Below are 25,214 nucleotides of genomic sequence, written 5' to 3'. Positions count from 1 at the left end.
TTCTGCACATGCGTCCACACAAACATCCTCCCGCCAGCGAATTCGTCCTCGAAAGAGTGCTGTACGCCTTGAGCGATTCCATTCGCCTCGACATCGTGCGCCACCTGGCCAGAGTCGACGCGGCCGCTTGCGGCGATCTGGACGGCGGGCGGCCGAAATCGACCGTCTCCCACCATTTCAAGGTCTTGCGCGAAGCGGGCCTCGTCTACACGGAAAACGCGGGCACGACGCACATGAACACCCTGCGCCGCGCCGATATCGAGAGCCGTTTTCCCGGCTTGCTCGACGCCATCCTGGCGCAGCCGCAAGCGAATCAGCCCTGAATCTGTCGTAGAATGCCTGCAAGATTGCCGAATTTGCAGCGCTGGAGTGCAGTCTCAAGCTGAAAGGTTGATCACGCATGAGAATTTCTGCACGGTATCGCTGGTGCTGCGCCACCGCTTTCGTACTGCTCACTGGCTGCTGGCCTTACACGGAGCCGGCCACGGGCGAATATGCTGCTGTGCTGCGCCGTGGCGAAAAGGTGACCAAGGCCGACACGTACGGGCGGTTTGCCGCCTTGTCGGTCGAGTACCGCCAGGGTGGCGGTTCCCTGATGTCCACGCACAACAATTCCATGCGGCTGATATATGGCGATAAAGTTATCGTCAAGACCACCGGTGGTATCGAACGCTGGACCGACTTCGCCCAGCCCGTCTATTTCGTCAGATTGCCTGACGATGACAGCGTGCTGGCGCTGGTCCACGAGCAAGCGGGCAAGGCCGTGGTCGAGAAGATCGCGGCGTCGAAAGACGGCTACCGTGGCACCGAGACGTACACGCATGGCTTTCCCCTCTCTCCCGGCGTGCGCTATTTTCCCGGCGACCAGCGCCCCGGTTTTCTGTTACGTGGCTTGCCCCTGAAAACCACTGTACTGCCCAGTCCGCCAGAAAACGATGGCGACTTGCACGCCCAAGTCTTGGCGGCCATCTCGCCCGATGGAAGGTCGTTTGCATATGTCGATAGCGAATATGCGCCGTCCGTGGTGCTGGTCGTCGATGCGGACGGCAAGCGGCGAGACCCGATCCCGCTGCCGAGAATTTACCTGGCCGATACGCCTACCTACCAATTCCAGCCATACGAGCGGCTATGGGCCTGGTCGCGCACGGCGCTGGCATGGCACAAGAACGGCGCGGGCAGCTGGGAAGTGCGGCCGGACGGCACCGCGCCCGAGGCCGCCGGCGCGCGCAATCCGGTAGAGCAATTGTTTATCAGCGATCAAACCGGCTACCGGACCTGTTTTGCCGCCGACAATGCCGCCTGCCTGTCCGGCTGGCGCGGGGCGAACGCCGCCGAGCAGCGCAAGACTTTTGTATGGGACGGCAACACGCCGCCGTTTGCCTATGTGCCATCAGCTTCCTCGGCCGCATTCGGCGCCAGGGTCGGCTTGCTGTTGTTGTCCGGGAGATGCTGCCGTGTGCCGTCTTACCATTTGTATCTCGATGGTGCGCCGGCGGCGGTGGCCGCGCAATTGTCCGCACGCTTGCGCGAGAGCAAGATGCCGTTCGTGCGTATCGATGAGTGCCCGCGCCGCGTCGGCTATGAGGGCAAGTGCGAGGCGCAGCTGGCCCGGCAGATCGGGCGGCCGGAGTCGCTGGGGCGCGAACTGGAGCAACTGGTCGATACCTGGAGCGATCACGATGGCGTGCTGTTCGTCATGCCGTCCATGGCGGTCGCCGTGCGCGCGAACGAGCAGGGCGGCAGCGTGATCCAGACCCTGTTGCGTGCCGATTTGTCGCGCAAGGATTGATATCGGTCGTCTGCCGCGCGTCACCGAAATGCCAGGCTCGGCTATGATGTCGGCCTTTCGGTAAATCCTCGGCCGCGCGCCCGTTGCGCGCATGGCCGGCGAGACTACCTGGCACGGCAAGGATAGGGAATGACGGCAGCAGCAGTGGTATCACAGGCGGACCTGGCACATCGTCCGCAGTTTGGCTGGATCAATGGTTTGAAGGCAGGCGCGGCACAGTTGATCGTGTTGCACCATCTGGCGTTTTACGGGCCCATGTCCGATTACGTGCAGCCGCTGTGGCCCGAGCTGCTGGACTGGCTCGGTGGCAGCGCGCGCATCGCCGTGCAAGTGTTCCTCGTCATCGGCGGCTTTCTCGTCGCCAAATCGCTCTCGCCCGCAGGCCGTCCCGGCATCGCCAACCCTCTGCAAGCGGTCTGGCGCCGCTATGCCAAGCTGGCGCCGCCTTTCCTGGCTGCCACCTTGCTCGCCGCCATCATCACGCCAGTGGCCGGCATCTGGATGCGGCACGATTCCATGTCGGCCGCCGTCACCCTGGGCCAGCTGAGCGCCCATGCCTTGCTGCTGCACGGCGTGCTGGGCTACGAATCGCTGTCGGCCGGCGCCTGGTACGTGGCCATCGATTTTCAGCTGTACCTGCTGACCGTATCGCTGCTGTGGCTGAGCGGCCGCGTGGCGGGACAGCGGCGCCGGCACTGGCTGATGCCGCTGGCCGTCACCGTCGGTATTGCCTTTTCCCTGCTGTATTTCAATCTGGACGCGGACTGGGACAATTGGGCGCCGTATTTCTTCGGCAGCTACGGTCTCGGCATGCTGGCCTGGTGGGCCAGCGATCCGGCCCGTAAACCCGGCGCCATGACCGCGCTCATGGCCATGGCCGCCGTGCCCGTCCTGCTGGCCCTGGCCGTCGACTACCGCAGCCGCATCGCCCTGGCCCTGATCGTCGCCTGCGCCCTGTTCCTGTTCGGCCGCGCCCGCACGCCTGCACAGGGCGGCGCCTGGAATATCGTCAACACCCTCGGCCGCATCTCGTATGCCGTGTTCCTCGTGCACTTTCCCGTCAGCCTGCTGGTGAATGCACTGTTTATCGCCCACGTTCCACTCGAGCCCGAGTGGCAGGCGCTGGGCATGCTGACGGCCTGGGGCGCCAGCCTGGCGGCCGGTGCGGCGTTTTACCGCTGGGTGGAGGTGCCGCTGGGGCGGGTGATGGGGAACGTGGTGGCGCATCTGGCCGGGCGGCAGGCGCTGGTGTCGCGTTAGAAACTCGGGGCGTCATGCAAAAGGGTGGAGGTATTGTTGCTCAAGGATATAGTTGCCGCGTATGCATGACGGCAAGAATTTCTATCGCGCTTGCTTCAACGCGATACACGACGACATAGTTTGGATGGGCAACCAGTTCGCGCGTGCCTGAAACTCTTCCGGACCGGTATAGGTGAGGGTGGCAGGGAAGCCGGGAGATGGCGTTGTCGATGTCATGGTAAAGCTGCAGCGCTGCCGGCCGGTTGTGCTGCGCGATATACGTGAGTATCGCGGTCAAATCTTCTTGAGCTTCAACCTTCCATTGAATCGGCAGCATGGCCGTCAGTCTGCGGCGTGACGATTTTCCTCAGTTGCGCCATGACTGTCTCGTGCGAGGCGGTAGCGCGGTCATCATTGAGCGACGCCAGCACCTTTGCGCGAAACCATTGTTCATAGGTTTCGGCTGCTTCCGTTGTAGCAAATTCGGACATGGTCGAGGATGGTGTGGCGTTCATGATTGTCTGATTATACGACAGTCCGATAAAGCTGTATCGCAGGTGGCAAGGCGTTTGATTTGTGTCAGCGATGGCATCGCGTGCAAGTGATGCTGCTGAAAACAAAAAAGCCAACCGCGAACGGTTGGCTTCTCTGAAGTATTTGGTAGGCCGTGCGGGATTCGAACCTGCGACCAACGGATTAAAAGTCCGCTGCTCTACCAGCTGAGCTAACGACCCAAAAACTTTTTACAACAACTTCGGTAACACTGTGCCGTAAAAAAATGCTTGCTATAACAACTCGCAAGCAGATCAGTACTGCGTATTCGTGGTAGGCCGTGCGGGATTCGAACCTGCGACCAACGGATTAAAAGTCCGCTGCTCTACCAGCTGAGCTAACGACCCGAAGAAGAAAGATTATAGGGGGTGCCCGGGATTCTGTCAAACCTAACGGGCAACTTTTTCCCCGCTTTTACTTTTTGCCGCCCCGTTCCTTGGCGGCCTGGGCCGCGCTGGAGTCCGGGTAGCGCGAGATCAGGGCGTTCAGGGTCTTGGTCGCGTTGGCCTTGTCTTTCAGCTCCGTGTAGCAGCTGGCGATGTTGAGCATGGCGTCGGGCGCCTTCGGGCTGTCCGGGTAGTTCTTCAGCACTGCCTGCTGGGCCGTGATGGCGCTCTTGCAGTCGCGCTGGGCGTAATAGGCGTTGCCCAGCCAGTATTGCGCGTTGGCCGCGTAGGCCGATTCCGGATAGCGTTTCACGAAGCCGTCCAGGGCCGTGACGGCGCCCTTGTAGTCGCCTGACTTGAACAGGCCGAAGGCGGATTCGTACGCGCTTTGCTCGGATACGCCCACGGCCGCTTCCTGGCCATCGATGGTGACCTGGCGCGGCTCGAGCTTGCGCAGGCGCGCATCGATGTCGGTGTAGAAATCCTTCTGGCGCTTTTGTACATTCGCCAGGTCGTTGCCCAGCACTTCGATCTGGCCGCGCAGGCGGGCGATCTCTTGCATGGTCTGGTCGTGCTGGTTGATCAGGCTCAGGGTGCTGGTCTTGTCCGCCTTGGTGTCGACGCGGCTGTTCAGGTCGCGCGCCATGGCGTCGACCTTGGCGCGCAGCTCGAGGATGGCCTTGCGCGCTTCGTCGTCATCGAACAGGGCGGCGTTGGCGTGCAAGGGCAGGTAGGCAAACGCGGCCATCAAGGCGGCGGCGACGCCGGCTTTCGAGAATGTCATCATGGGTCGGGCTTTCTAAGGTTACGCAAACATGCAAACGGGGCGCCGGGCGGTGAATCACCGCGCTGCGCCCCATTATTATGCCTATGACTGGCCAGTTAGGTAAGCGCCAATGCTGCCGCGCTCACCTGTCAACATCAATAAACGATGTCAGCGCGGCGGTTTTCTGCCCATGCTGCTTCGTTGCTGCCTTGTGCTTTAGGCTTTTCTTTGCCCAGCGACACGGCTTCCATTTGGCCTTCTGGCACGCCCAGGGCTGCCATCGACTTGCGCACGGCTTCAGCACGTTTCTGGCCCAGGGCCAGATTGTACTCAGCGCCACCGCGTTCATCGGTGTTACCTTGGATCAGGATCTTGCGGCTAGGCGTTTTCACCAGGTAAGCAGCGTGGTTTTGCACGACTGGGGTGTCCGCTTCGCGCACGACGTATTTGTCGAAGTCGAAGTAGATGCTGCGGTTAGCCAGCACGCCTTTTGGATCGTCCAGTGGATCGACCGATGCGGTCGTCACTGGCTGAACTTGACGGGTGTCAACTGGAGCTGCGACTTTTTCAGGAGCGCGCTCAACCACTGGGGTTTCGGCTACTTTGACTGGGGTGCTGCAGGCGGACAGCAGAGCTGCGGTAGCGGCGATGAAAGCCAAACTTTTAAAGTTACTCATTTTTATTCTCCGGGTCATGGTTAAAGGTGAAACTGTACAGCATTTACTTCATAAAAGGACCCCAGGTGGGCTCCTTGATATTGCCAGCTTGCGTAGTCAAACGCTGTTTGACGCGGCCATCCACCGATACCACTGCCAGCGACTTGCGTCGTCCGGATTCGGTCGCGTACATGATATATTTCCCGTTGGGCGAAAAGCTCGGTGATTCGTCGTTGGCGGTGTCCGACAGGCGCAGTTCCTGGCCACTAGCCAGGTCGAGCGCGTAGAGCTGGAAATTGCCGTCGCGACGGGAAATATAAGCAAGTGTCTTCCCGTCGGACGAGATCCGCGGGCTGATGTTGTAGGAGCCGCCAAACGTCACGCGCTTGGCTTCGCCACCGCTGGCCGACATACGGTAGATTTGTGGTCCGCCGCTGCGATCGCTGGTGAAGTAAATGCTTTGGCCATCGGCCGAGAATTGAGGTTCCGTATCGATGCCGCTGCTGGTGCTGGTGCGGCGCAAGCCGCTGCCGTCGGCATTGACGGTGTAGATCTGGGTATGGCCGTCGCGCGACAGGGCCACGGCCAGGCGCGAGCCGTCCGGGCTCCAGCTCGGCGCGGAATTGCTGCCTTTTTCATTCGACACGATGGTGCGCTGGCGCGTCACCAGGTTTTGCACGTAGACGATGGGCTTTTTCTTTTCAAACGACACATACGCGACCTTGGTGCCGTCCGGCGACCAGGCAGGCGAAATGATCGGCTCGTTCGAGCGCAGCGCGACCTGGATGCCTTCGCCATCGGCGTCGGCCACTTCCAGCCGGTATTCGCGGCCCGATTGTGTGACGTAGGCGATGCGCGTGGCGAACGCGCCCTTGACGCCCGTCAGCTTTTCATAGATGTCGTCGGCGATCTTGTGCGCCAGCAAGCGGTTGAACTGCGGCGCGGCCGCATTGTTCATGCTGGAAATCTGCGCGCCCTTGATGGTGTCGAACAGCTTGTAGCGCACGTCCAGGCGGCCATCGGCCATGCTTTGCACGGTGCCGGCCGCCAGCGCGTCGGCGCCGCGCGACTTCCACTGTTCGTAGCTGACGGGTGCCGTTTCCGATACGGGCGCATCGGCATCGATCAGCTTGAACACGCCGCTGCGCGCCAGGTCGGCCTTGATAATGCCCGACAGCGATTGCGGCGCCGCCGATTCATTGACGAAGCTGGCGACAGCCACCGGAATCTGGTTGCTGCCGATCCCCGTAATCTCCACGCGCAACTGCGCCTGGGCGCTGGACGCTCCCAGCACCAGGCTGGCGCAGAGCACGACATAGCTCATTTTTTTCATGGTCATCATTTAGGCAAATCCTTCATCTCGAATATGAGTTCAATCTCGCGTTCCACGGTGCCGTCTTTTTTCTTCGGCAGTGGCGACGATTTATTAATGGCGTTTTCCACCGAGCTGTCATACGCCGGCAGGCCGCTACTTTTAATCTTTCGGACCGAAATAATTTCCCCAGTTGGCAGTTGCTCGATCTTGAACACGGCGCGCGGGTTGCCCGGCACGTCCGTGCTACCGCTGTACGCGATATTGCTCTTGATCTTGCTCGTCAGGGCAGCGACATAGCCGCTGTCCTTGCGTGGCGCGGTCGATTTCTCGGCCGTGCCCGTCGTGCCGGCGCCCGCCGCACCCGTGATGCGGCTCATTTCCGCAGCGCGTGCCTTGTCGGCGGCTTTTTTCTCTTCCGCCGCTTTTTTCGCCTTGGCAGCTTTTTCCGCCGCCGCTTTTTTATCGGACAGTTCCTTCTCGGCTTTTTCTTCCGCCGCTTTTTCTTTCTCTTTGGCCTGCTTGGCTTTCTCCAGCTTGTCGGCCTTTTCTTTTTCCAGCTTTTCAGCCTTGTCTTTTTCTTTCTGCTTCTGTTTTTCCAGTTCGCGCTTTTCTTCCTCGCGTTCCTTCTGTTCCTGCTTGCGGCGCTCTTCCGCTGCCGCTTTCTCTTTTTCTTCCTTCAGCTTGGCCTTCTTGCGCTCAAGGGCGATCTCCGCCTCGCGCAGGTCGACCTTCGGCTCGGGCGCGGCCACCGGCGGCGGTGGCGGCGGGGCCGGCTGTTCCACTTCCGGTTCCGGCGGCGGGGCCGGTGTCGGCTCCGGTTCCGTCGCCACTTCGGGCGGCGGCGCGGCCGTCTGCACCTTCATGTCCCACACTTCCGCTTCGACGGCGACAGGTTCCGTATTTTGCCAGTGTACGCCCACCCACAGGAAAAACAGCAGCCCAAGGTGCATCGCCAGCGCTAGGCCCAGCGAGGGCCAGCGGCTGCGTTCGCGCGGCACGCTGTAGGGCTTGCCGAGTACATGGTCGATTTGTTTGTTCTGCAAAGTCTAGTCTATCTAAAAACGGTCAAGTCTGGAAACAGGATGCTGCGCTTACTTGGTGGCCAGGCCAACGCGGGTAATGCCCATCTTTTTCGCTTCCGAAATGAGCTGGATCACATCGTCGTACTTGCTTTCCTTGTCGCCCGCGATCATCACGGGATAGTCGGGATTGCTCTCGTGCAAACCGCGCAGCTTGCGCAGCAGGGCGTCGCGGTTCGGTTCCGTTTCCGGCGACAGCTGTTCCTTGCCGATGACGCCGATCGACAGTGAACCATTCGGTTTCAGCACGATCTGAATATAGTCATCGGGCGGTTTGGCCGACTTTTCCGCGTTGGGCAAGTTCACCACGCTGGGATTGTTCGACGACGGCATCACCATGAAAATGATCAGCAGCACCAGCATCACGTCGATGTACGGCACGACGTTGATTTCGGACTTGAACTTGCGGCCACGGCCGCCGCGCATGCCGCCGCTATTGAATGAGGAACCCATGGACGCTGCCCCCTCTTAGCGCGACTGGCGCTGCAAGATGTTGGAGAATTCCTCGACGAAGCTCTCGAAGCGGATCGCCAGGCGGTCGATGTCATGCGAAAAACGGTTGTAGGCGACGACGGCGGGAATCGCGGCGAACAGGCCGATGGCGGTGGCGATCAGCGCTTCGGCAATGCCGGGCGCGACGGCGGCCAGGGTGGCTTGCTGCACGTTGGCCAGGCCGCGGAAGGCGTTCATGATGCCCCAGACGGTACCGAGCAGGCCGATGTATGGCGAGACGGAACCGACGGAAGCGAGGAAGGCCAGATGCGATTCGAGCACGTCCATTTCACGCTGGAAGGCGGCGCGCATGGCGCGGCGTGCGCCGTCGAGCACGGCGCCGACGTCCAGCGCTTCACGCGAACCGTAGGAAGCCTTGCCCTTGATGAATTCGCCCATGCCTGCGTCGAAGATGCGGGCCAGCGCGCCGCTCTGGTCGCGGTTGCCGCTGGCGTTCTGGTGCAGCGCATGCAGGTTGCCGCCGGCCCAGAAGCTGCGTTCGAATTCGATGGTTTGCTTGCGCGCCTGGCGCACGGCAAACATCTTGCGGAAAATGTAGGTCCAGCTGGTCAGGGAAATCAGCAGCAGCAGGGCCATGATCAGTTGCACGATCAAATGGGCATTGGAGATGAGCGCGAGGAAAGAAAGATCTTGTGTAACGTTCATTGGCTGGCAGTCTGTTGGGTGAATTGTCCGGAGGTGGCGGGTAGGGCTCAGGCGGCGCGCATGCGGGCCGCGACTGCATCAGGCACGGCGCGCGGACGCAGTGCCGAATCGACGCAGCCGATCTTGACGCGGGCCGTGTTGAGCAGGCGGTCGCCGCACCAGGCTTGTTGCAGGAAAACGATGGAGGCGCGCCCCATTTTTTCTATGTTTAAGGTTAATCTTACCGTGTCATCGAGCCTGGCTGGCGCATGATAGTCGGCGTTGACGCTTTTGACAACGAACATTGCGTCGTGCTGTTCCAGCAATTCCTGCTGGCCCACGTCGATGGCGCGCAGCCATTCGGTGCGCGCGCGCTCGAAGAATTTCAGGTAGTTAGCGTAATAGACGATGCCGCCGGCGTCGGTGTCTTCATAGTAGACACGTACGTTCCAGGTAAAGACTGAAGGCATGTTTATTGCGCCAGTAGTGAGATTGAGCAACATTTTACGCGATTTTTCTTCTTGTGACTGTGGGCGCTTGCTGGAAAGCCATGCAAAAGCTGCATATAAGTTGCACCGCAGCATTGTAAAACGGAGAGCTGCAATGGCAAGCCCCGTAACATACGCTTACATGCCTGAGCAAAGTTTACATCCAGCTTAAGACGATGGGCCGGCGCTGCCCGGGCGGCGATTATAGCCGCACGCTTGCATTCCTTGCTCAATTTGGGCACTTAACTTACAATTTGCATTCCATTACGTCTCACGTGACTGGCGAAAAGTCGGGCGATCTCCATGAGTGGCGATCGGCAATCCGGCGAAAGGTGGGCACCCACCGGGAAACGTGAGATTTTTCATCAGCCGTTCGCCTGGGTAGCCACTATGGAAAAGCACGAAGAGGCTGCCTGTCCAATGTTGTTATTCACTTAACGCCGGCTCCCCTCATTCGATCCAATCTGCCAGTACAAGCACCCTCATACTTGGAGTTTTTACATGTTTGCAAAAGATCACACCCTCGCCAACGTCGATCCTGAATTGTTCGCCGTCATTCAAAAAGAGAACACGCGCCAGCACGATCACATCGAACTGATCGCGTCGGAGAACTACACGTCGCCAGCCGTAATGGAAGCGCAAGGCTCGCAGCTGACGAACAAGTACGCCGAAGGCTATCCAGGCAAGCGCTACTACGGTGGCTGCGAATACGTCGACGTGGCCGAGCAACTGGCCATCGACCGTGTCAAGCAGCTGTTCGGCGCCGAATGCGCGAACGTGCAGCCGAACTCCGGCTCGCAAGCGAACCAGGGCGTGTTCTTTGCCATGTTGAAACCAGGCGACCTGATCATGGGTATGTCGCTGGCCGAAGGCGGCCACCTGACCCACGGCATGCCGCTGAACATGTCCGGCAAATGGTTTGACGTCGTCTCCTACGGTTTGACGGCGGAAGAAGACATCGACTACGAGGCAATGGAGCGCCTGGCCCGCGAACGCAAGCCGAAGCTGATCATCGCCGGCGCGTCCGCGTTCTCGAAAAAGATCGACTTCGAACGCTTCAGCAAGATCGCCAAGGAAGTTGGCGCCTACTTCATGGTCGACATGGCCCACTACGCCGGCCTGATCGCCGCCGGCCTGTACCCGAACCCGGTGCCGTTCGCCGACTTCGTCACCTCGACCACGCACAAATCGTTGCGCGGCCCGCGCGGCGGCATCATCCTGATGAAGGCCGAACACGAAAAAGCCATCAACTCGGCCATCTTCCCTGGCATCCAGGGCGGCCCGCTGATGCACGTGATCGCCGGCAAGGCCGTCGCTTTCAAGGAAGCGCTGAGCCCTGAATTCGTCGAATACCAGAAGCAAGTGATCAAGAACGCCGACGTGCTGGCGAAAACCCTGATCAAGCGCGGCCTGCGCATCGTTTCCGGTGGCACCGAATCGCACGTCATGCTGGTCGACCTGCGCGCCAAGAACCTGACGGGCAAGGAAGCCGAAGCCATCCTCGGTTCCGCGCACATCACCTGCAACAAGAACGGTATCCCGAACGACCCGCAAAAACCATTCGTCACTTCGGGCATCCGCCTGGGCAGCCCGGCGATGACGACGCGCGGTTTCAAGGAAGCGCAAGCGGAAGAAGTGGGCAACCTGATCGCCGACGTGCTGGACAATCCGCATGACGCCGCCACCATCGAGCGTGTGAAAGCGGCCGTGAAAGTCCTGGCCGACGCGCACCCTGTGTACGCCGCATAATAATTTGTCCAGAATGTGTCATACGGAGTAAGATTCTGTATGACACATTCCTTCGTGCCCAAGGGCGCCCGGAGTGATTCGGGCGCCCTTTGCACAAGGACGGCGATTTCCCGTAATTATTACTATAAAGTTGTAACCAGCCCATGAAATGTCCATTTTGCCAGCACGGCGACACCCAGGTTCTCGATACGCGCGTATCGGAGGAAGGGGATGCCATTCGGCGCCGCCGCCGCTGCGGCAAATGCGACAAGCGTTTTACCACGTACGAGCGCATTGAACTTATCATGCCGGCCGTCGTCAAAAAGAATGGCAGCCGGACGGAGTTCGCTGCGGATAAGTTGCGCGGCAGTTTGATGCTGGCCTTGCGCAAGCGTCCCGTTGCGGCCGCCTCCGTGGACACGGCCATCGCGTCCATCCAGGAAAAACTGCTGACCAGCGGCCTGCGCGAAGTCGATTCCGGCTATATCGGCGAACTCGTCATGCAGGAACTCAAGCGCCTCGACAAGATCGCCTACATCCGCTTCGCCTCCGTGTACAAAAATTTCGAAGACCTGGCCGAGTTCCAGGATGCGATTGCCGAAGTGGGGCAGGCGCGCAAGCCCTGACCTTCGGCTTCTTGTTCACCTTAGTGAAGGCGGGGCTGCTTATGCGCTCCGTTTTCACCACGCCAAGGTTTGCCTGGCAAGCGGTCTGATCAATCCCAACGCTGTTCTTCTCGACTTATCGCCGTGCTGTTTGCGCCAGCGCAGACCCGGTTTTTTGCGCACGCCTATCTTGTAGCTGGGCCGCCTGTTCCTGCGACTCTTTCTGCGGAAGGGAGTAGCGCATGCGCAATAGCGGTCGCACTATGTTTCCTGTGGGGGGCAGCAGCCTCGTCGAGGTGCTGGTGTCGCTGCTGCTGTTGGCGCTGGGTCTGCTGGGCGCCAGCATCCTGCAACTGCACTCGCTGCGCGCGCGTCATGAGTCGGGGCTATTGTCGGCGGGCGTGCAACTGGCTGCCGGCATAGCCGAACGCATGCGCGCGAACAGCGTGCTCATGAATGGCCCCGATGCTGGCAATCCCTACCTGAACGTGGCCTACGCGGCGGCGGACGACGCTGAAGCGGGCGGCGGTGCGCCTGACTGCTTCGGCGCCACTGTCTGCAGCGCGGCCGAACTGGCGCAATTCGATATCGCCGAATGGAAGCAGCGGCTGCATGCGGCCTTGCCCGGCGCGCGCCTGCATATCTGCCGCGACACGTCCGCGTGGGATGCCGCCGCCCAAGGCTTGCAGTGGGCGTGCAGCGGCGGCAAGGGCGCGCCCATCGTCATCAAGCTGGGCTGGCGCGCCCGCCTGTCCGATGGCTCGTCCGCCGTGAATGCGGCAGGCGAATCGCTGCCCAGGCTGGCATTCCAGCTGGGCGGAGGCGGCGCATGAACGAGGTCCTGTATCGGCATCGCGGCATGAGCCTCGTCGAATTGCTGGTGGCCCTGTCGCTGGGCGCGCTGCTGATGCTGGCCGCCAGTAGTGTGCTGCTGGCCGCCAGCGGCAGTTATGGCGACCAGTCCGCCAGCGCGCGCTTGGACGATAACGGCCGCTATGCACTCGACACCATCGCCCGCGCCGTGCGCCAGACGGCGTACGTAAACTGGGACAGCAGCGCCGCGCCCGTCGCCCATGCCGATTACGACAGCGCCAATGTGGCCGGGCTCGACGCGCGCAGCCTGGGCAAGAACAGCGAGGGCATCAGCGGCGCGCTGTCCGGCGCCCTGCATGGCAGCGACGTGCTGGCTTTGCGCTATTACGGCGCCGGCAAGGAAGAGGGTGGCGACGGTTCCGTGCTCAATTGCGCGGGCTTCGGCGTGGGCGCCGCGCAAACGCAGGCGCAGCGGGGCTGGAGCATTTTCTATGTAGCGCAAGGCGCCGATGGCGATGGCGAGCTGCGCTGCAAATACCGTGGTGCGAACGGTTGGGGCGCGGACGCCATCATTCGCGGCGTCGACGGTTTTCAGGTGCTGTATGGTCTCGACACGGATACGCCGCCCGATGGCGTGGCGAACCGCTATGTCAACGCCAGCGCGCTCGACGCCTACGATGCGGCATTGGTACTGGAGGGCGCGGATGCGGCCGCGCGCCAGCGCGATCTGTACCGGCGCACGCACTGGAAGCGCGTGGCCAGCGTGCGCGTGGCGCTGTTGCTGCATGGCGAGGCGGGCCAGGCGGACAAGATGGCGGAACTGGGGCCGGCGCAGTTCGACCTGTTCGGCAAGGTGTATGCCGAGGCGCACGCGGCCGGCGACACGGGCGTGCGCATTGCGCGCACATCCTTGCCCGCCGCGACGCGCTCGCGGCTGCGGCAGCTGGTGCAGACGAGCATCATGCTGCGCAACGGGCCGGCCTAGGCGGGCGGCGCGATGGCTGGCAGGCGCGTTCGCCGGTGCGAACCTTGGTGTACATCTTGCGTACGCCACGGTGGCGCGACCCTCGTGTATGTGCTGTGCCTGCTGGTGATCATCTTGTTGCTGGGCATATCGGCGGCGCAGATGGCCTTGCAGGGCGAAAAGGCGGCACGCGGCGAGCGCGACCGGCAGATCGCGTTTCAGGCGGCGGAGGAGGCATTGGTGGATGCGCAGAACGATATCGAAGGCTTGCCTGGCGCGCCGGGACGCAGCAGCCTCTTCGCGCCAGGTAGTGCGGCAGGGTTCGCGGACGGCTGCGGCGAGGGCGGCGCACTGGGCCTGTGCCTGCCCGCCGCCCCGGACGCACCGGCGCTGTGGCTGAGCACGGACCTCGATGGCGCCGAAGCTGGCAGCCGCACGGTGCCATACGGCCAGTTTACGGGCGCCGCCATGCAGACGGGGCAGGGTTTTCTGCCGTCGCGCCGGCCCCGCTATCTGATCGAACTGCTGCCGTTTCATCCGCCCGGCGCGCAGGCTGCGGCAGCGGCCGGCGGTATGGCCGTGGAAAGCTATGTGTACCGCATCACGGCTATCGGTTTTGGCGCGCAGGAAAGCACGCAAGTCGTGCTGCAAAGTTATTACCGCAAGCAGGCGGCGGGAGCGGGGCCATGAGGGCTTTGACGTTTGCCTGGCTGCTGTTCGGCTGGATTGTCCTGGCTTGCGGCGGCGCCATCGCTGCTCCGCTCCCGGTGGTGCTGGCGCGGGCCGACGCGGGTTTGCATGGCGCCAGGGTGCCGCCGAATCTGCTGATCAACCTGTCCCTCACGCATGCGGCCGCCGCTGCCGCGCATGGCGGCGACTATGCGCCGCAGCGCGAGTACGCAGGGTACTTCCATGCGCGCATGTGCTACAGCTATCCGTACCGCAGCAAGGATGGCGTCATGCTGCCGGACTTGCGCGTAGCGACCGCTTACTTTTCCGTGCTGAAACCGGCCGATGCCTTGCACGGCTGCGGCGGTGACAGTTTCAGCGGCAATTTTCTCAACTGGGCCAGTGCCAGCATGCTCGACATCGTCCGCTATGCGCTGACGGGCGGCGACCGCGTCATCGACGAAGTGCGCAAGACGGTGCTGCAGCGCGCCTTCCTGCCCGATGCGGACAAGCCCATCGACTTCTTTGCCCACCCTGTCTTTTTCCCGCGCAAGGTCCTGCAGACCGGCGTGGCGGCCGCGACACCGTTTGCGCTGGCGCAACTGGCCATCGTTTCTTGCCGCAACCGCTTGCTGTTCGGCGACGCCAGCTTGCCCTCGGGCAGCAGTTGCGACGCGCCCGGCGCTACGGCCTCGCACGGCGTGTTCCTCGCGCGCGTGCGCGTTTGCGACACGGAAGAGGGGCCGTTGCGCGACGACTTGTGCCTCGCATATGGCAAGAACTACAAGCCGGTGGGCGCCGTGCAGCGCCATGGCGGCAGGGTGCGCGTAGGCGTGTTCGGCCACTTGAACGGCCAGCCCGCCAGCGCCGGCCCCGTGTATGGCGGCGTGCTGCGCGCGCCACTGGCCCACGTGGGCAGGCAGCGCTGGGCGGCGCCCGATTTTATGCCGCAAGACAATGCCGACGCCGAGTGGAATCCCGCCAACGGCGTGTATGCGACTCAATCTACGTCTCAAGCTGCGGGCCCTGGCGGCGGGGTGACCGCTTACATCAATGGCTTGGGCCGCGGCAATGCCGGGCATCCCGGTGTGTACGCGAAGGCGGCGCCGCTGGCTGAATTGCTGTACGAATCGCTGCGCTACCTGCAGGGACGGCAGGCGAGCCCTGTGGTGCCGCCCGCCACGGCCCCGCCTGCCATCGACGATGGCTTGCCGGTCGTGACGCCATGGAGCGACCCGCAAACGGCCAGTTGCCAGCGCCACATCGTCGTCAGCCTCGGCGATGCTGGCATGGCTGGTGACCGTTACGTGCCCGGAAATGTCCCTGTGGCTCCCGCATCGAACGGCGACCGCGCACGTGCTGCCGATGGATTCGCGCCGCCGCCGTTCGATGCGATGGTGTGGACGCATGCGGTGGGCAGCCTGGAAAGTGGCGGCGCGCAGGGTAATCCGGCGCCACGGCCCGACCTGGCGGCACTGGAATTGCTGGCCGACGGGGCGGGCGGTGCCAGCTACCATGCGGCTGGCTTGGCTTACTGGTCGCACGTGCAGGCCTTGCGTCCCGGTGGCAAGAACGACGGTGTTGCCAAGGTCGAGCACTACGCGGGCGACTTGCGCCAGGGCGAGCCTGCCGCCACTCCCGCTTCTACGCCCTTGCTGCTGGCAGCCAAATATGGCGGCTTTCTCGATGCGAACGGCGACGCCAACCCGTTCAAGAGCGAGACGGGCAACGCGCTGGACGAGTGGAGCCTGGACGGACGCTGGCCCGCCCATTATTTGCCCGGCAGCGATCCGGCCGCCCTGATCGCGGGACTGCGCGCAGCCTTTGCGGCCGCCGACAAGGCTACCTTGCCAGCGACGCTCGCCGGGCCGTCCCTGATGGCGCTGGCCAGCGGTACGGAAGAGGCATACTGGTTCCAGACGCAGCTGCGCCTGGCCGATGGCGGCATGACTGTGTCACGCACCGCGTTTGCCGTGGGGGCCGATGGCGCACTGCTTCCCGGCAAGTCATGGTGGCGCGCTGGCGGATTGGATAAGCCCGTGCCGGATGGAGCGCCGGCGGCCTTGCGTCCCGTCTATACGCTCGACGCCAAGGGCACCTTGATGCCGTTGTCCTGGAAGGGGCTCGATACGGAGCAGCGCGGCGCATTCGACGGCGGCGATGGCCAGGGCGAGGAGCGCCTAGTGTATCTGCTGGGCCAGCGCACGCACGAGGTGGGCCAGCCGGGCGGCTTCCTGCGGCGCCGCTCAGGCAGCCTGGGTGCCGCGCCGCATGGCAATCTGCTGTACGTGGGCGCGCCGGGGCTGGGTATGCCGGGGGCTGGCTATGGCGTGCACCGCAAGGCGCTGCTGCAGCGGCGAAAAATGCTGTACGTGGGCGCCAACGATGGCTTGCTGCATGGCTACGATGCGCGCACGGGCAGCGAAGTGTTTGCCTATATGCCGCAGGCGCTGCTGCACCTTGCTGTCGCCGCTGCGAGCACTCACTACAGCCCGGGCCCGCTGCTCGATGGTGCCGCGGCCACGGCGGAAGTGCTGGCGCTGGGACATTGGAAGACGGTGCTGGTGTCAGGCATGGGCGGCGGGACGCAAGGCGTGTTTGCGCTCGACATCACCGACCCGGCCCGCTTCGCGCAAGACGGGGCGCTGTGGGAATTCACGGACCGCGACGACAGGCTGATGGGCAACGTGCGTGCGCCGCCCGCCTTCGCCCGCATCAACATGGGCGGCAAGGAGGGCGCGCCTGCCTACCGCGACTTTGCCGTCGTCGCCAGCGGCTACAACAACCATGTCAACGATGGCAAGGACACGACGGCGCCCGCGTCGGCCGCCGCCATCTTCCTGCTGGCGCTGGACAAGGCGCCCGGCACACCATGGACGTTGGGAAGTAATTACTTCCGCCTCAAGGTGCCGGTGGCCAGCGGTGGCGGCGATGCGGACGCCGATTCCGCCCCCCACGCGCTGGGCCCGCCCGCCGTGGTGCCGGGCGGCGACGGCGCGCTGGCTTTCCTGTATGCGGGCGATTTGCAGGGCAATATCTGGCGCTTCGACTTGACTGGCGGGCCGCCGTCGAAGGATGGGCAGGGGCGCAAGCTCGTCTTTGTCGCGCGCGATGCGCTGGGCCGGCGCCAGCCCGTGACGCAGCAACTGAACGTGGCCTACGCGCCCGGTGGCGGCTATCTGCTGCTGTTCGGCACGGGCAAGTTGGTCGAAGCGGCCGATACCTGGCCCGCCGCCTTTCTGTCGCAGTCGTTTTACGCCGTGCACGACGATGTGCGCGAGTCGTCCCCAACGCGCAGCCGGTCCGACCTGGAACAGCGCAGCCTGGGCGAGACGGCGGGCGGCGTGCGCGTGGACGGCGCCGAACTGCGCTACACAGGCAGCGACGCGATGCGCGGCTGGTACCTCGATTTTCTCGATACCGCGCAGACGGGCGAACGCAGCATCAGCGGTCCCGTGCTGGCCGCTGGCAAGGTGATGTTCAATACCGTCCTGCCCGGGCGCGATCCTTGCGCCACGCCAGTCACCCGCCTGTACGTGCTCGACGTGCTGAGCGGTTTTGCCGCCGATGGCGCCGGGGTCGTGCAGGCGGGCGCGCAGACGGGGCGCTTGTTCGATGGCCTGGCGCGCGCGCCGCCGCTGGCGTTGGAATTGAACAGCACGGTGGGTGCCGCGACGGCGGCAGGGCGGGCCGAGGGGCGCAAGGAACTGGCCGTGCTGCAACCTGGCTTGCCCGGTGCGGCCAGCGGGGCGGTGCTCAAGGTTGTCAGCGCGCCGCTGCCGGCCCGGCGCCTGAGCTGGCGCGAAGTGGCGAACTGGCGCGAATTGCACGAGGCGGCCAAGAAAAAATAGGCTCGGCAAGGCGGGTGCTGCGTATCGGCTGGCGCTTTTTTGGGAAGAAGGGAGGTCGCATGGGAGCGCTGGCAAGCCGGAACCGGGCCGCAGCAAACGGTGGCGCCCCGTCTGCCGCCTTGGGCTTCAGCCTGATCGAACTGCTGTCCGCGCTGGCGATCATGAGCCTGCTGCTGGCGCTGGCCGTGCCCGCTTATCACGGTCACGTCGTGCGTGCCAAGCGGGTGCAGGGGCAGGCGGCCCTGCTGCGGCTGATGCAACAGCAGGAGCGCTATTACTCGCAGAACAATCACTATCTGGCATTTTCCTCGGCGTCGCCGGCTTCGCAGGCGCAGCAATTCCCGTGGTGGTCGGGCGAAGAAGGTGCCGCCGGCAGCGCATATGAAATCGAAGCGCTGGCCTGTCCCGGCCTGGCGATCGGGCAATGCGTGCTGCTGCGTGCCATGCCGGGCACGTCCAAGGTTGATGCGCAGTTCCAGGATGCCGATTGCGGTATCCTGTCCTTGAGCAGCACGGGCCAGCGCGGCAGCAGCGGCCCGGCCAGCCATTGCTGGCCCTAAGCCATGACCACGCGCAAGCGGCCACCGCGGAGCAGGCACACATTCTGGCGTACCCTCGGGCACACCATGCTCGAATTGCTGGCCGTGCTGGCGATTGCCGCACTGCTGGCGGCCGCCGCCATGCCCAGCTTGCAGCAGGTGCTGGCGCGCCAGCAAGTGCGCGCGGCGGCCACGGACTTGTTCTCTGCCATCGAATTGACGCGGGCGCAGGCGATGGCGCGCGGGCAGCGCGTGCTGCTGATGCCGGCCGGGCCCGGTGGCACGGATTGGCGCACGGGCTGGCTGATCTTCATCGACCGCAATGCCAGCCTGGCGTTCGATGGCGATGATGAATTGCTGTTCCGCCAGGGGCCGCTGCCGGAGGGCATCACGGCCCAGTTCGTGTTCTCGTCGGCCACGGCGCCGTTTTATATCGCCTACAATGGCGCAGGACGCAGTTGCAGCGCGACCAATAGCCTGGCGGCGCGCTGGGGTACCTTGTCCCTGGCTTTGGGAAAGCAGGTGCGCCATATTAAAATCAATATGCTGGGCAGGGTGCGCGTGTGCGATCCGCAGCAGCAGGCGGTCAATTGCAGCGGCGTGGCCGACAGTTCGTAGCAAGATTGACCAATTACTCACCTTCAAGCAAAGTAGCCCGTGGAAATACTCAACGATATCGATGGCATGCGCCTGGCGCTGGAATGGGCGGCGCGCGGTCTGTACACGACCTCGCCCAATCCCCGCATCGGCTGCGTGATCGTCAGGGATGGCCAGGTGATCGGCGCTGGTGTGACGCAGGCGGCCGGCCAGGATCATGCCGAGGTGCAAGCGCTGGCCAATGCGGCGGCGCGCGGCAACGACGTGCGCGGCGCCACCGCCTATGTCACCCTGGAGCCGTGCAACCACCATGGCCGCACGCCGCCATGCTCCGATGCGCTCGTGCGCGCGGGGCTGGGCCGCGTCGTGGCCGCCATGACGGACCCGAACCCGCTGGTGGCGGGGCAGGGGCTGGCCAAGCTGCAAGCGGCCGGCATCGCCGTCACCACGGATGTGCTGGCCGACGAAGCCTATGAAATGAATATCGGCTTCTTTTCGCGCATGCAGCGTGGCAAGCCGTGGGTGCGCATGAAAACGGCGGCCAGCCTGGACGGCATGACGGCCTTGCACAATGGGCAAAGCCAGTGGATCACGGGGCCGCTGGCGCGCGCCGACGGCCACGCGTGGCGCGCGCGCGCCTGCGCCATCCTGACGGGCATCGGCACGGTCAAGGCGGACGACCCGCAACTGAACGTGCGCGCCGTGGAGACGCCGCGCCAGCCGCGCCGCATCGTCGTCGACAGCCGGCTCGACATCAGCCTCGACGCGCGCATCCTGCAAGGTGGCGGCACGTGGATCGTGGCGGCCGTCGCCAACCCGGAAAAGGAAGCGCAGCTGCAGGCGCTCGGTGCGGAAGTCATCCTGCTGCCGAACGGGGACGGCAAGGTCGACCTGCCCGCGCTGATGCTGGAACTGGGACGGCGGCAAATCAATGAAGTCCACGTCGAGGCCGGCGCTAAGCTGAATGGTTCACTGATCCGCGAAGGCTGCGTCGACGAGTTGCTGGTCTACCTGGCGCCCACCTTGCTGGGCGATGCGCAAGGCATGTTTGACTTGCCCGCATTGACAGATATCAAGCAGCAGCGCACTTTGCAATTTCACCAGGTTCAGCAAGTGGGCGAAGATGTGCGTATCCTTGCAAGGTTCGCCCAGCGCAATTAATACTTTTATACTTTATAGGGTTAGTTCATGTTTACAGGAATTGTTGCCGCCATCGGCAAGATTGAAACCGTGCAGCCACTCGACGGCGGCCTCGATGCAGGCGTGCGCCTGAACATCCACGCGGGCGGCTTGCCGCTGGCGGACGTGGCCCTGGGCGATTCCATCGCCATCAATGGCGCCTGCATGACGGTGGTGGAAAAATCGGACACGGGTTTCGCCGTCGATGTCTCGCGCGAAAGCCTCAATTGCACCGTGGGCCTCGATACCACCACGGAAGTGAACCTGGAAAAAGCCCTGACCCTGGCCGAACGCCTGGGCGGCCACCTGGTGTCCGGCCACGTTGACGGCCTGGGCATCGTGCGCAAGTTCGAAGCTGTGGGCGAATCGTGGGAACTGGTGATCGAAGCACCGCACGAGCTGGCGAAATACCTAGCCTTCAAGGGTTCCGTCGTCGTCAATGGTGTGTCGCTGACCGTCAACCGCGTGGAAGACCTGGGCGCGGGCGCCGTCAACGGCTGCCGTTTCTCGATCAACCTGATCCCGCACACGATCGCCATGACGACCTTGAAACACTTGACGGTCGATGGCAAGGTCAACCTGGAAATCGATTTGATCGCCCGCTATGTCGAGCGCATGCTGTCCTTGGACAAGGCTGCCGCTTAACACCACAGCTTGAAGCAGCACACCAGCGGCCTTGCCAAGCGTGTGTTGCTTTTCTTTCAGACGCGCATACTATGAAGCTTTCCGCAGTGGAGGCTAGCCATGGACCCGATTTCGCGCGCAACCGTGCCCAACACCATCCCGGCCACGTCCCGCGTGGGCGAGACGGTACCGCTGGCGCCGCTGGCACCTGCGCTGCCCGTGCCGCCGTCCAGCGCGGCAGCGGCCCTTGCCATCCAGTCCTCGACCCAGGTCGACATCTCCCCGCTGGGCCAGTTCCTGTCCGGCGTGGCCTTGTCGCGCCGGCAACTGCTGGCCTTGCAAGGCGCCACGGAAGAGGCCAGGGCGGCAAATACTCCCGTCAATGTCAATGACGACTTGCTGGCGCTGGCGCGGCAGTTGACGGAATCGTTCGCCCAGCTGCAAACGAGCGGCATCGACGCCAGCCAACTGGCGACGGCCGGCGACACGCCGGGCAGCCTGGCGCAGCGCTACGATTTATTGTCGCGCGACGGCACGACGGATGCGGCTGCCGCGCTGGAGCAGGACGGCAGCTTGCTCACGCAAGCGCAGCTGGCCCGTATCGGCATCGACTTGCGCAATGAAGATGTCGATGCGCCAACGTTGCAAGCCGCCTATGCGGCCGACAGCAATGCCACCCTCGACGCCTTGCAACAGGGAACGGACGTGCTGGCGCAGGTGGGCGCCGTGCTGGCCCGGCAGCAGGGCGCGCCGCTGGAGGCCAATGTCGAAGCGGATTTAACGGGCGAAACATTGCCGTCCGGCGCCGTGCAGGCGTCGCAAGCCACGCAGCCGCAGGCCGTCGACGTGGCGCCGCCGCAAACGGCTGCCATCGCACAGCGGCAGCTGGAACTGCAGCAGCAACTGGAAGCGGAAGAGCTGAACCTGGACTTGCAGGAACTGCGGCCGCCACCGGCGACAGCCGGCCAGGATCTGCAGCAGGCGCAGAAGGCCGGCCAGCAGCGTTTTGACGCCCAGGATATCGACACGCAGCGCCTGGACGCCGAACGCCAGGCCCTGCGGCAGGAAGACGCGCGCCTGGACGCATTGCGCCAGGATCAATTGCAACAGACGCAGCGCGAAGAGCAGGCACAGGCGGCAGCCGATGCGATGGAGCGTGCACGGCTGACCTCGGCACAGCTGGCCGACAGCGATGCCCAGCTGCGTGCGCAGGCAGAGGCCGCGCGTGCGCAGACCCAGGCGCGCAATACCCAGTTACAGGCGCAAGCAGGACTGGAGGCGACGGCCCAGGCCCAGCTGGCCCAGCAAAATGCCCAGGCGCAGCAGCAAGCCGCGCAAGCAGCGGGCCAGGCCGTGCCCTTGCCCTCATCGCAAGACCCATCCGTGGCGGCGGCCATTGCCGCCTATAACCTGAACAATGCAGCCCTGAATCCCGGCTTGATGAACCGGCCAGTGCCGGCCAGCGACTCGCGCCTGCCGCTGGTGGCGCCCGTCGCTGCCGTGGAACCTGTCAAGCCCGTGCCTAAAATCTAGGGCAGCAGGGTGGCGTCCAGGGTGATGTTGGCTTTCAGCAGCTTCGATACGGGGCAGCCGGCCTTAGCCTTGCCCGTCAATTCCTCGAATTTGGCCTGGTCGGCGCCCGGTATCTTCGCTTTGAGGATCAGGTGGACGGCCGTGATGGCGAAGCCGTCGTCCACCTTGTCGAGGGTCACTTCGGCCGTCGTCTCCATCTTTTCCGCCGTCAGGCCCGCTTCGCCGAGGATCAGCGACAGGGCCATGGTGAAACAGCCCGCGTGGGCGGCGCCGATCAATTCCTCGGGATTCGTGCCGGGCTTGCCTTCGAAGCGGCTGGCAAAGCCATAGGGATATTCCTGCAAGGCGCCGCTACGCGTGCTGATGGCGCCCTTGCCATCCTTGATGCCGCCTGACCAGATTGCCGATCCGTTGGTTTTCATATTGCCGCTCCTGTGTGGGGTGTCGCTGCGAGTGGGGTATCAGCGCCGTGGCGGTGACTGGCTGATCTTATGCTCTTTGCAAGGCCGGCGGCGCGCGCTTTGCCGCCGCCGTGTGCGCCGGATCGGGGAATCGGCGCTTTGTGGGGCAGGCAGGCAGGGAGGCGGCCTGCCTATTGGTGTTGCTGGACTGTCTTATTTCAGGTCTGCAAGCGCTAAATCCTTTAAAATAGCAGGTTATAAGAAAATTCCCGGAAATTCGCGGAATATTCTCGCTTGATGTTTCAGGTTTAGGTTCAGTTTTTAGTTACATTAACAACGCCTGGCAAAACCGTCGCGAGCGGAAGGGAGAGGTGGCCGAGAAGCGCAACCGTACGAAGGTACGGTGAGCATCGCAGGCCGCCTATACCGACGCGCAGCAGGTTTTGGCAGGCGTCATAAGAGGATGAACAATGTCTATATCCAGCACCGAAGAGATCGTCGCTGAATTGCGCGCCGGCCGCATGGTGATACTGGTCGATGAAGAAGACCGGGAAAATGAAGGCGATCTGGTGCTTGCCGCCGATTTCGTGACGCCTGAAGCCATCAATTTCATGATCACGCATGCGCGTGGCCTGGTTTGCCTGACCCTGACGGAAGAGCGTTGCGACGAGCTGAACCTGTCGATGATGACCTCGCGCAACGGCACCGCCTACGGTACCAACTTTACTGTTTCCATCGAAGCGGCCGAAGGCGTGACGACGGGTATTTCCGCCGCCGACCGCGCCAAGACCATCCAGGTGGCCGTGGCCAAGGGCACGCAGCCCAGCGATATCGTCCAGCCCGGCCATATCTTCCCGCTGAAAGCGCAAAAGGGCGGCGTGCTGATGCGCGCAGGCCATACGGAAGCCGGTTGCGACCTGACGGCCATGGCCGGCTTGACGCCCGCATCCGTGATTTGCGAAATCATGAAGGACGACGGCACCATGGCGCGCCTGCCGGACTTGCTGGTGTTTGCCGAGCAACATGGCCTGAAAATCGGCACGATTGCCGACCTGATCCATTACCGCAGTCAGACAGAATCGTTGGTCGAACGCGTTGCCGAGCGCACCCTGCACACGGCGCACGGCGAATTCCGTTTGATCGCCTTCCGCGACAAGCCCAGCGCGTCGGCCCATCTGGCCCTCGTGCATGGCGACCTGGCTCCCGGCCTGGAAGCGCTGGTGCGCGTACACCAGCCCGTTTCCCTGCTGGATGTGCTGGAAAGCGAAGCGACCACCCACTCGTGGACGGTGGCCGCCTCGATGGCCGCCATCAAGCAGGCTGAGCGTGGCGTGATGGTCTTGCTGAACTGCGGCGAGACGTCGAGCGAGCTGTTTGCCCAGTTCGCCGCCCTGGATACGCCGCAAGCCAAGCCGAAAGGCCGCGCGGCCAGCATGGACTTGCGCAGCTATGGCATCGGCGCGCAAATCCTGCGCGACCTGGGCGTGAGCAAGATGCAATTGCTGGCCAGTCCCCGCAAGATGCCGTCGATGGTCGGTTTCGACCTGGAAGTAACAGGTTTTCAGTGCCATCCTGGCCAGACGCCTAACTAAATCTACTGCGCGTCGCGATTTGCGGCCTGCGATGCTCACTGTACCTTCGTACAGTTGCGCTTCTCGACCACAACTCGCTGCCGCTCGCTACGATTTTGTCAGGCGTCAATGTGAGAGTAAACGATGGCGGCATGTGTGTGTCGCCCTGAACCACCAGATTAAAGAGGCTTATGATGACAGTAGGAGCATATGAAACCAATTTTGCCGGCGAAGGTTTGCGCGTCGGTATCGTCCAGGCACGATTCAATGAAATCGTCGGTGGTGGCTTGCTGTCGGCATGCCTGGAAGAGTTGAGCAAGCTGGGCGTGGCCGATGAAGATATCCTGCACGTGACCGTGCCGGGCGCCCTGGAAATCCCACTGATTCTGCAAAAAATGGCAGAAACCGAGCAATTCGACGCCCTGATCGCACTGGGCGCCGTGATTCGCGGTGAAACCTACCACTTCGAGCTGGTATCGAACGAATCGGGCGCGGGCATCACGCGCGTCGGTCTCGATTACGGCATCCCGATCGCCAACGCAGTGTTGACGACCGAAAACGACGAGCAGGCGGAAGTGCGCATGCTGGTCAAGGGAGCCGAAGCGGCACGCGTGGCAGTGGAAATGGCCAATCTGGCGCAAGCGCTGGAAGAGTTGCAAGACACAGACGAGGATTAATCGTGCTTGCGCCGCAGTGTGCTGCCTGGCAGCGCACCGCGGTATTCGTCACTATC

The 25,214-nt window shown here is 63.2% G+C and carries 26 protein-coding genes, 2 tRNA genes and 1 riboswitch; of the genes, 16 read left to right on the top strand and 12 right to left on the bottom strand.

Annotated features, from left to right (window positions below; genetic code table 11):
* The first annotated feature begins 8 nt into the window (after nucleotides 1–8).
* From AC54AG_RS24055 to AC54AG_RS24045, 3 genes are all read left to right on the top strand, one after another.
* The gene (locus tag AC54AG_RS24055; protein WP_034759577.1) at nucleotides 9–323 is read left to right on the top strand and encodes an ArsR/SmtB family transcription factor; all 315 of its coding nucleotides are present in this window, start codon (nucleotides 9–11) and stop codon (nucleotides 321–323) included.
* 77 nt (nucleotides 324–400) lie between these two features.
* On the top strand, nucleotides 401–1,789 hold the full coding sequence (locus tag AC54AG_RS24050) for a TolB-like translocation protein (protein ID WP_496631748.1): 1,389 nt from the start codon (nucleotides 401–403) through the stop codon (nucleotides 1,787–1,789).
* Between the two features lie 129 nt (nucleotides 1,790–1,918).
* The gene (locus AC54AG_RS24045) at nucleotides 1,919–3,049 is read left to right on the top strand and encodes an acyltransferase family protein (protein ID WP_496631747.1); all 1,131 of its coding nucleotides are present in this window, start codon (nucleotides 1,919–1,921) and stop codon (nucleotides 3,047–3,049) included.
* 40 nt (nucleotides 3,050–3,089) lie between these two features.
* On the opposite strand, the gene AC54AG_RS24040 is transcribed toward AC54AG_RS24045, so the two are convergent.
* The 11 genes from AC54AG_RS24040 to ybgC form a co-directional block, all read right to left on the bottom strand.
* Nucleotides 3,090–3,365, bottom strand: coding sequence for a type II toxin-antitoxin system RelE/ParE family toxin (locus AC54AG_RS24040; protein WP_034759194.1), 276 nt, complete (start codon nucleotides 3,363–3,365; stop codon nucleotides 3,090–3,092).
* Complete coding sequence (gene relB, locus AC54AG_RS24035) at nucleotides 3,340–3,543, bottom strand: type II toxin-antitoxin system RelB family antitoxin (protein WP_070300899.1); 204 nt, start codon at nucleotides 3,541–3,543, stop codon at nucleotides 3,340–3,342. Before relB ends, AC54AG_RS24040 begins: the two co-directional genes overlap by 26 nt.
* Nucleotides 3,544–3,686: 143 nt before the next feature.
* Nucleotides 3,687–3,762: transfer RNA gene (locus AC54AG_RS24030), tRNA-Lys, on the bottom strand.
* 89 nt (nucleotides 3,763–3,851) lie between these two features.
* A tRNA-Lys gene (locus tag AC54AG_RS24025) sits at nucleotides 3,852–3,927 on the bottom strand.
* Nucleotides 3,928–3,994: 67 nt separating this feature from the next.
* Nucleotides 3,995–4,753: a tol-pal system protein YbgF gene (ybgF, locus tag AC54AG_RS24020; protein WP_034759191.1), complete on the bottom strand. Its 759-nt coding sequence runs from the start codon at nucleotides 4,751–4,753 to the stop codon at nucleotides 3,995–3,997.
* A gap of 134 nt (nucleotides 4,754–4,887) precedes the next feature.
* Nucleotides 4,888–5,409 (bottom strand): peptidoglycan-associated lipoprotein Pal, encoded by a 522-nt coding sequence (gene pal / locus AC54AG_RS24015; RefSeq protein ID WP_034759187.1) that lies wholly within the window; start codon nucleotides 5,407–5,409, stop codon nucleotides 4,888–4,890.
* Nucleotides 5,410–5,452: 43 nt separating this feature from the next.
* Nucleotides 5,453–6,721 (bottom strand): Tol-Pal system beta propeller repeat protein TolB, encoded by a 1,269-nt coding sequence (tolB, locus tag AC54AG_RS24010; RefSeq protein WP_034759574.1) that lies wholly within the window; start codon nucleotides 6,719–6,721, stop codon nucleotides 5,453–5,455.
* Nucleotides 6,722–6,726: 5 nt separating this feature from the next.
* Entirely contained in the window at nucleotides 6,727–7,746 is a 1,020-nt protein-coding gene (gene tolA, locus AC54AG_RS24005; RefSeq protein WP_080698819.1) for a cell envelope integrity protein TolA, read from the bottom strand.
* Between the two features lie 48 nt (nucleotides 7,747–7,794).
* Nucleotides 7,795–8,235: an ExbD/TolR family protein gene (locus tag AC54AG_RS24000; RefSeq protein ID WP_223278896.1), complete on the bottom strand. Its 441-nt coding sequence runs from the start codon at nucleotides 8,233–8,235 to the stop codon at nucleotides 7,795–7,797.
* Nucleotides 8,236–8,250: 15 nt separating this feature from the next.
* Nucleotides 8,251–8,940, bottom strand: coding sequence for a protein TolQ (gene tolQ, locus AC54AG_RS23995; RefSeq protein ID WP_034759183.1), 690 nt, complete (start codon nucleotides 8,938–8,940; stop codon nucleotides 8,251–8,253).
* 47 nt (nucleotides 8,941–8,987) lie between these two features.
* Entirely contained in the window at nucleotides 8,988–9,389 is a 402-nt protein-coding gene (gene ybgC / locus AC54AG_RS23990; protein ID WP_070300900.1) for a tol-pal system-associated acyl-CoA thioesterase, read from the bottom strand.
* Between the two features lie 283 nt (nucleotides 9,390–9,672).
* Nucleotides 9,673–9,797, top strand: a riboswitch (ZMP/ZTP riboswitch).
* A gap of 111 nt (nucleotides 9,798–9,908) precedes the next feature.
* Between ybgC and glyA the strand changes: the two genes are divergently transcribed.
* The 11 genes from glyA to AC54AG_RS23935 all read left to right on the top strand — a co-directional run bounded on the left by glyA (nucleotide 9,909) and on the right by AC54AG_RS23935 (nucleotide 22,509).
* Entirely contained in the window at nucleotides 9,909–11,156 is a 1,248-nt protein-coding gene (glyA, locus tag AC54AG_RS23985; RefSeq protein WP_034759173.1) for a serine hydroxymethyltransferase, read from the top strand.
* 143 nt (nucleotides 11,157–11,299) lie between these two features.
* On the top strand, nucleotides 11,300–11,761 hold the full coding sequence (gene nrdR, locus AC54AG_RS23980) for a transcriptional regulator NrdR (RefSeq protein WP_034759169.1): 462 nt from the start codon (nucleotides 11,300–11,302) through the stop codon (nucleotides 11,759–11,761).
* 221 nt (nucleotides 11,762–11,982) lie between these two features.
* Nucleotides 11,983–12,573, top strand: a complete 591-nt coding sequence (gene pilV / locus AC54AG_RS23975; RefSeq protein WP_496631746.1) for a type IV pilus modification protein PilV — start codon at nucleotides 11,983–11,985, stop codon at nucleotides 12,571–12,573.
* The gene (locus AC54AG_RS23970) at nucleotides 12,570–13,538 is read left to right on the top strand and encodes a PilW family protein (RefSeq protein ID WP_072456336.1); all 969 of its coding nucleotides are present in this window, start codon (nucleotides 12,570–12,572) and stop codon (nucleotides 13,536–13,538) included. Before pilV ends, AC54AG_RS23970 begins: the two co-directional genes overlap by 4 nt.
* 84 nt (nucleotides 13,539–13,622) lie before the next feature.
* Nucleotides 13,623–14,207 (top strand): pilus assembly PilX family protein, encoded by a 585-nt coding sequence (locus AC54AG_RS23965; RefSeq protein ID WP_139248460.1) that lies wholly within the window; start codon nucleotides 13,623–13,625, stop codon nucleotides 14,205–14,207.
* On the top strand, nucleotides 14,204–18,037 hold the full coding sequence (locus tag AC54AG_RS23960; protein ID WP_496631745.1) for a pilus assembly protein: 3,834 nt from the start codon (nucleotides 14,204–14,206) through the stop codon (nucleotides 18,035–18,037). Before AC54AG_RS23965 ends, AC54AG_RS23960 begins: the two co-directional genes overlap by 4 nt.
* Nucleotides 18,038–18,096: 59 nt before the next feature.
* Nucleotides 18,097–18,597, top strand: a complete 501-nt coding sequence (locus AC54AG_RS23955) for a type IV pilin protein (protein WP_496631744.1) — start codon at nucleotides 18,097–18,099, stop codon at nucleotides 18,595–18,597.
* 66 nt (nucleotides 18,598–18,663) lie between these two features.
* Entirely contained in the window at nucleotides 18,664–19,194 is a 531-nt protein-coding gene (locus tag AC54AG_RS23950) for a GspH/FimT family protein (protein ID WP_496631743.1), read from the top strand.
* Nucleotides 19,195–19,233: 39 nt separating this feature from the next.
* Complete coding sequence (gene ribD, locus AC54AG_RS23945) at nucleotides 19,234–20,334, top strand: bifunctional diaminohydroxyphosphoribosylaminopyrimidine deaminase/5-amino-6-(5-phosphoribosylamino)uracil reductase RibD (protein ID WP_496631742.1); 1,101 nt, start codon at nucleotides 19,234–19,236, stop codon at nucleotides 20,332–20,334.
* Between the two features lie 27 nt (nucleotides 20,335–20,361).
* Complete coding sequence (locus AC54AG_RS23940) at nucleotides 20,362–20,997, top strand: riboflavin synthase (protein WP_034786589.1); 636 nt, start codon at nucleotides 20,362–20,364, stop codon at nucleotides 20,995–20,997.
* 99 nt (nucleotides 20,998–21,096) lie between these two features.
* Nucleotides 21,097–22,509, top strand: coding sequence for a hypothetical protein (locus AC54AG_RS23935; RefSeq protein ID WP_496631741.1), 1,413 nt, complete (start codon nucleotides 21,097–21,099; stop codon nucleotides 22,507–22,509).
* Here the strand turns inward: AC54AG_RS23935 and AC54AG_RS23930 are convergent.
* Complete coding sequence (locus AC54AG_RS23930) at nucleotides 22,506–22,931, bottom strand: OsmC family protein (RefSeq protein ID WP_034759136.1); 426 nt, start codon at nucleotides 22,929–22,931, stop codon at nucleotides 22,506–22,508. The genes AC54AG_RS23935 and AC54AG_RS23930 overlap by 4 nt on opposite strands.
* A gap of 449 nt (nucleotides 22,932–23,380) precedes the next feature.
* On the opposite strand from AC54AG_RS23930, the gene ribBA reads away from it, so the two are divergent.
* Together ribBA and ribH are read left to right on the top strand one after the other, a co-directional pair.
* Nucleotides 23,381–24,502 carry a bifunctional 3,4-dihydroxy-2-butanone-4-phosphate synthase/GTP cyclohydrolase II gene (ribBA, locus tag AC54AG_RS23925; RefSeq protein ID WP_034759133.1) on the top strand — a complete coding sequence of 374 codons (1,122 nt, stop codon included), beginning with the start codon at nucleotides 23,381–23,383 and terminating at the stop codon, nucleotides 24,500–24,502.
* A gap of 173 nt (nucleotides 24,503–24,675) precedes the next feature.
* A complete protein-coding gene (gene ribH / locus AC54AG_RS23920; RefSeq protein ID WP_034759563.1) occupies nucleotides 24,676–25,158 on the top strand; it encodes a 6,7-dimethyl-8-ribityllumazine synthase in 483 nt (160 codons plus the stop codon).
* The last annotated feature ends 56 nt before the right edge of the window (nucleotides 25,159–25,214 follow it).

It is taken from the genome of Janthinobacterium sp. BCJ23, from assembly GCF_059617945.1.
Note: the sequence above shows the minus strand (reverse complement) of the source record. Positions and strands in the feature narration are given on the sequence as shown.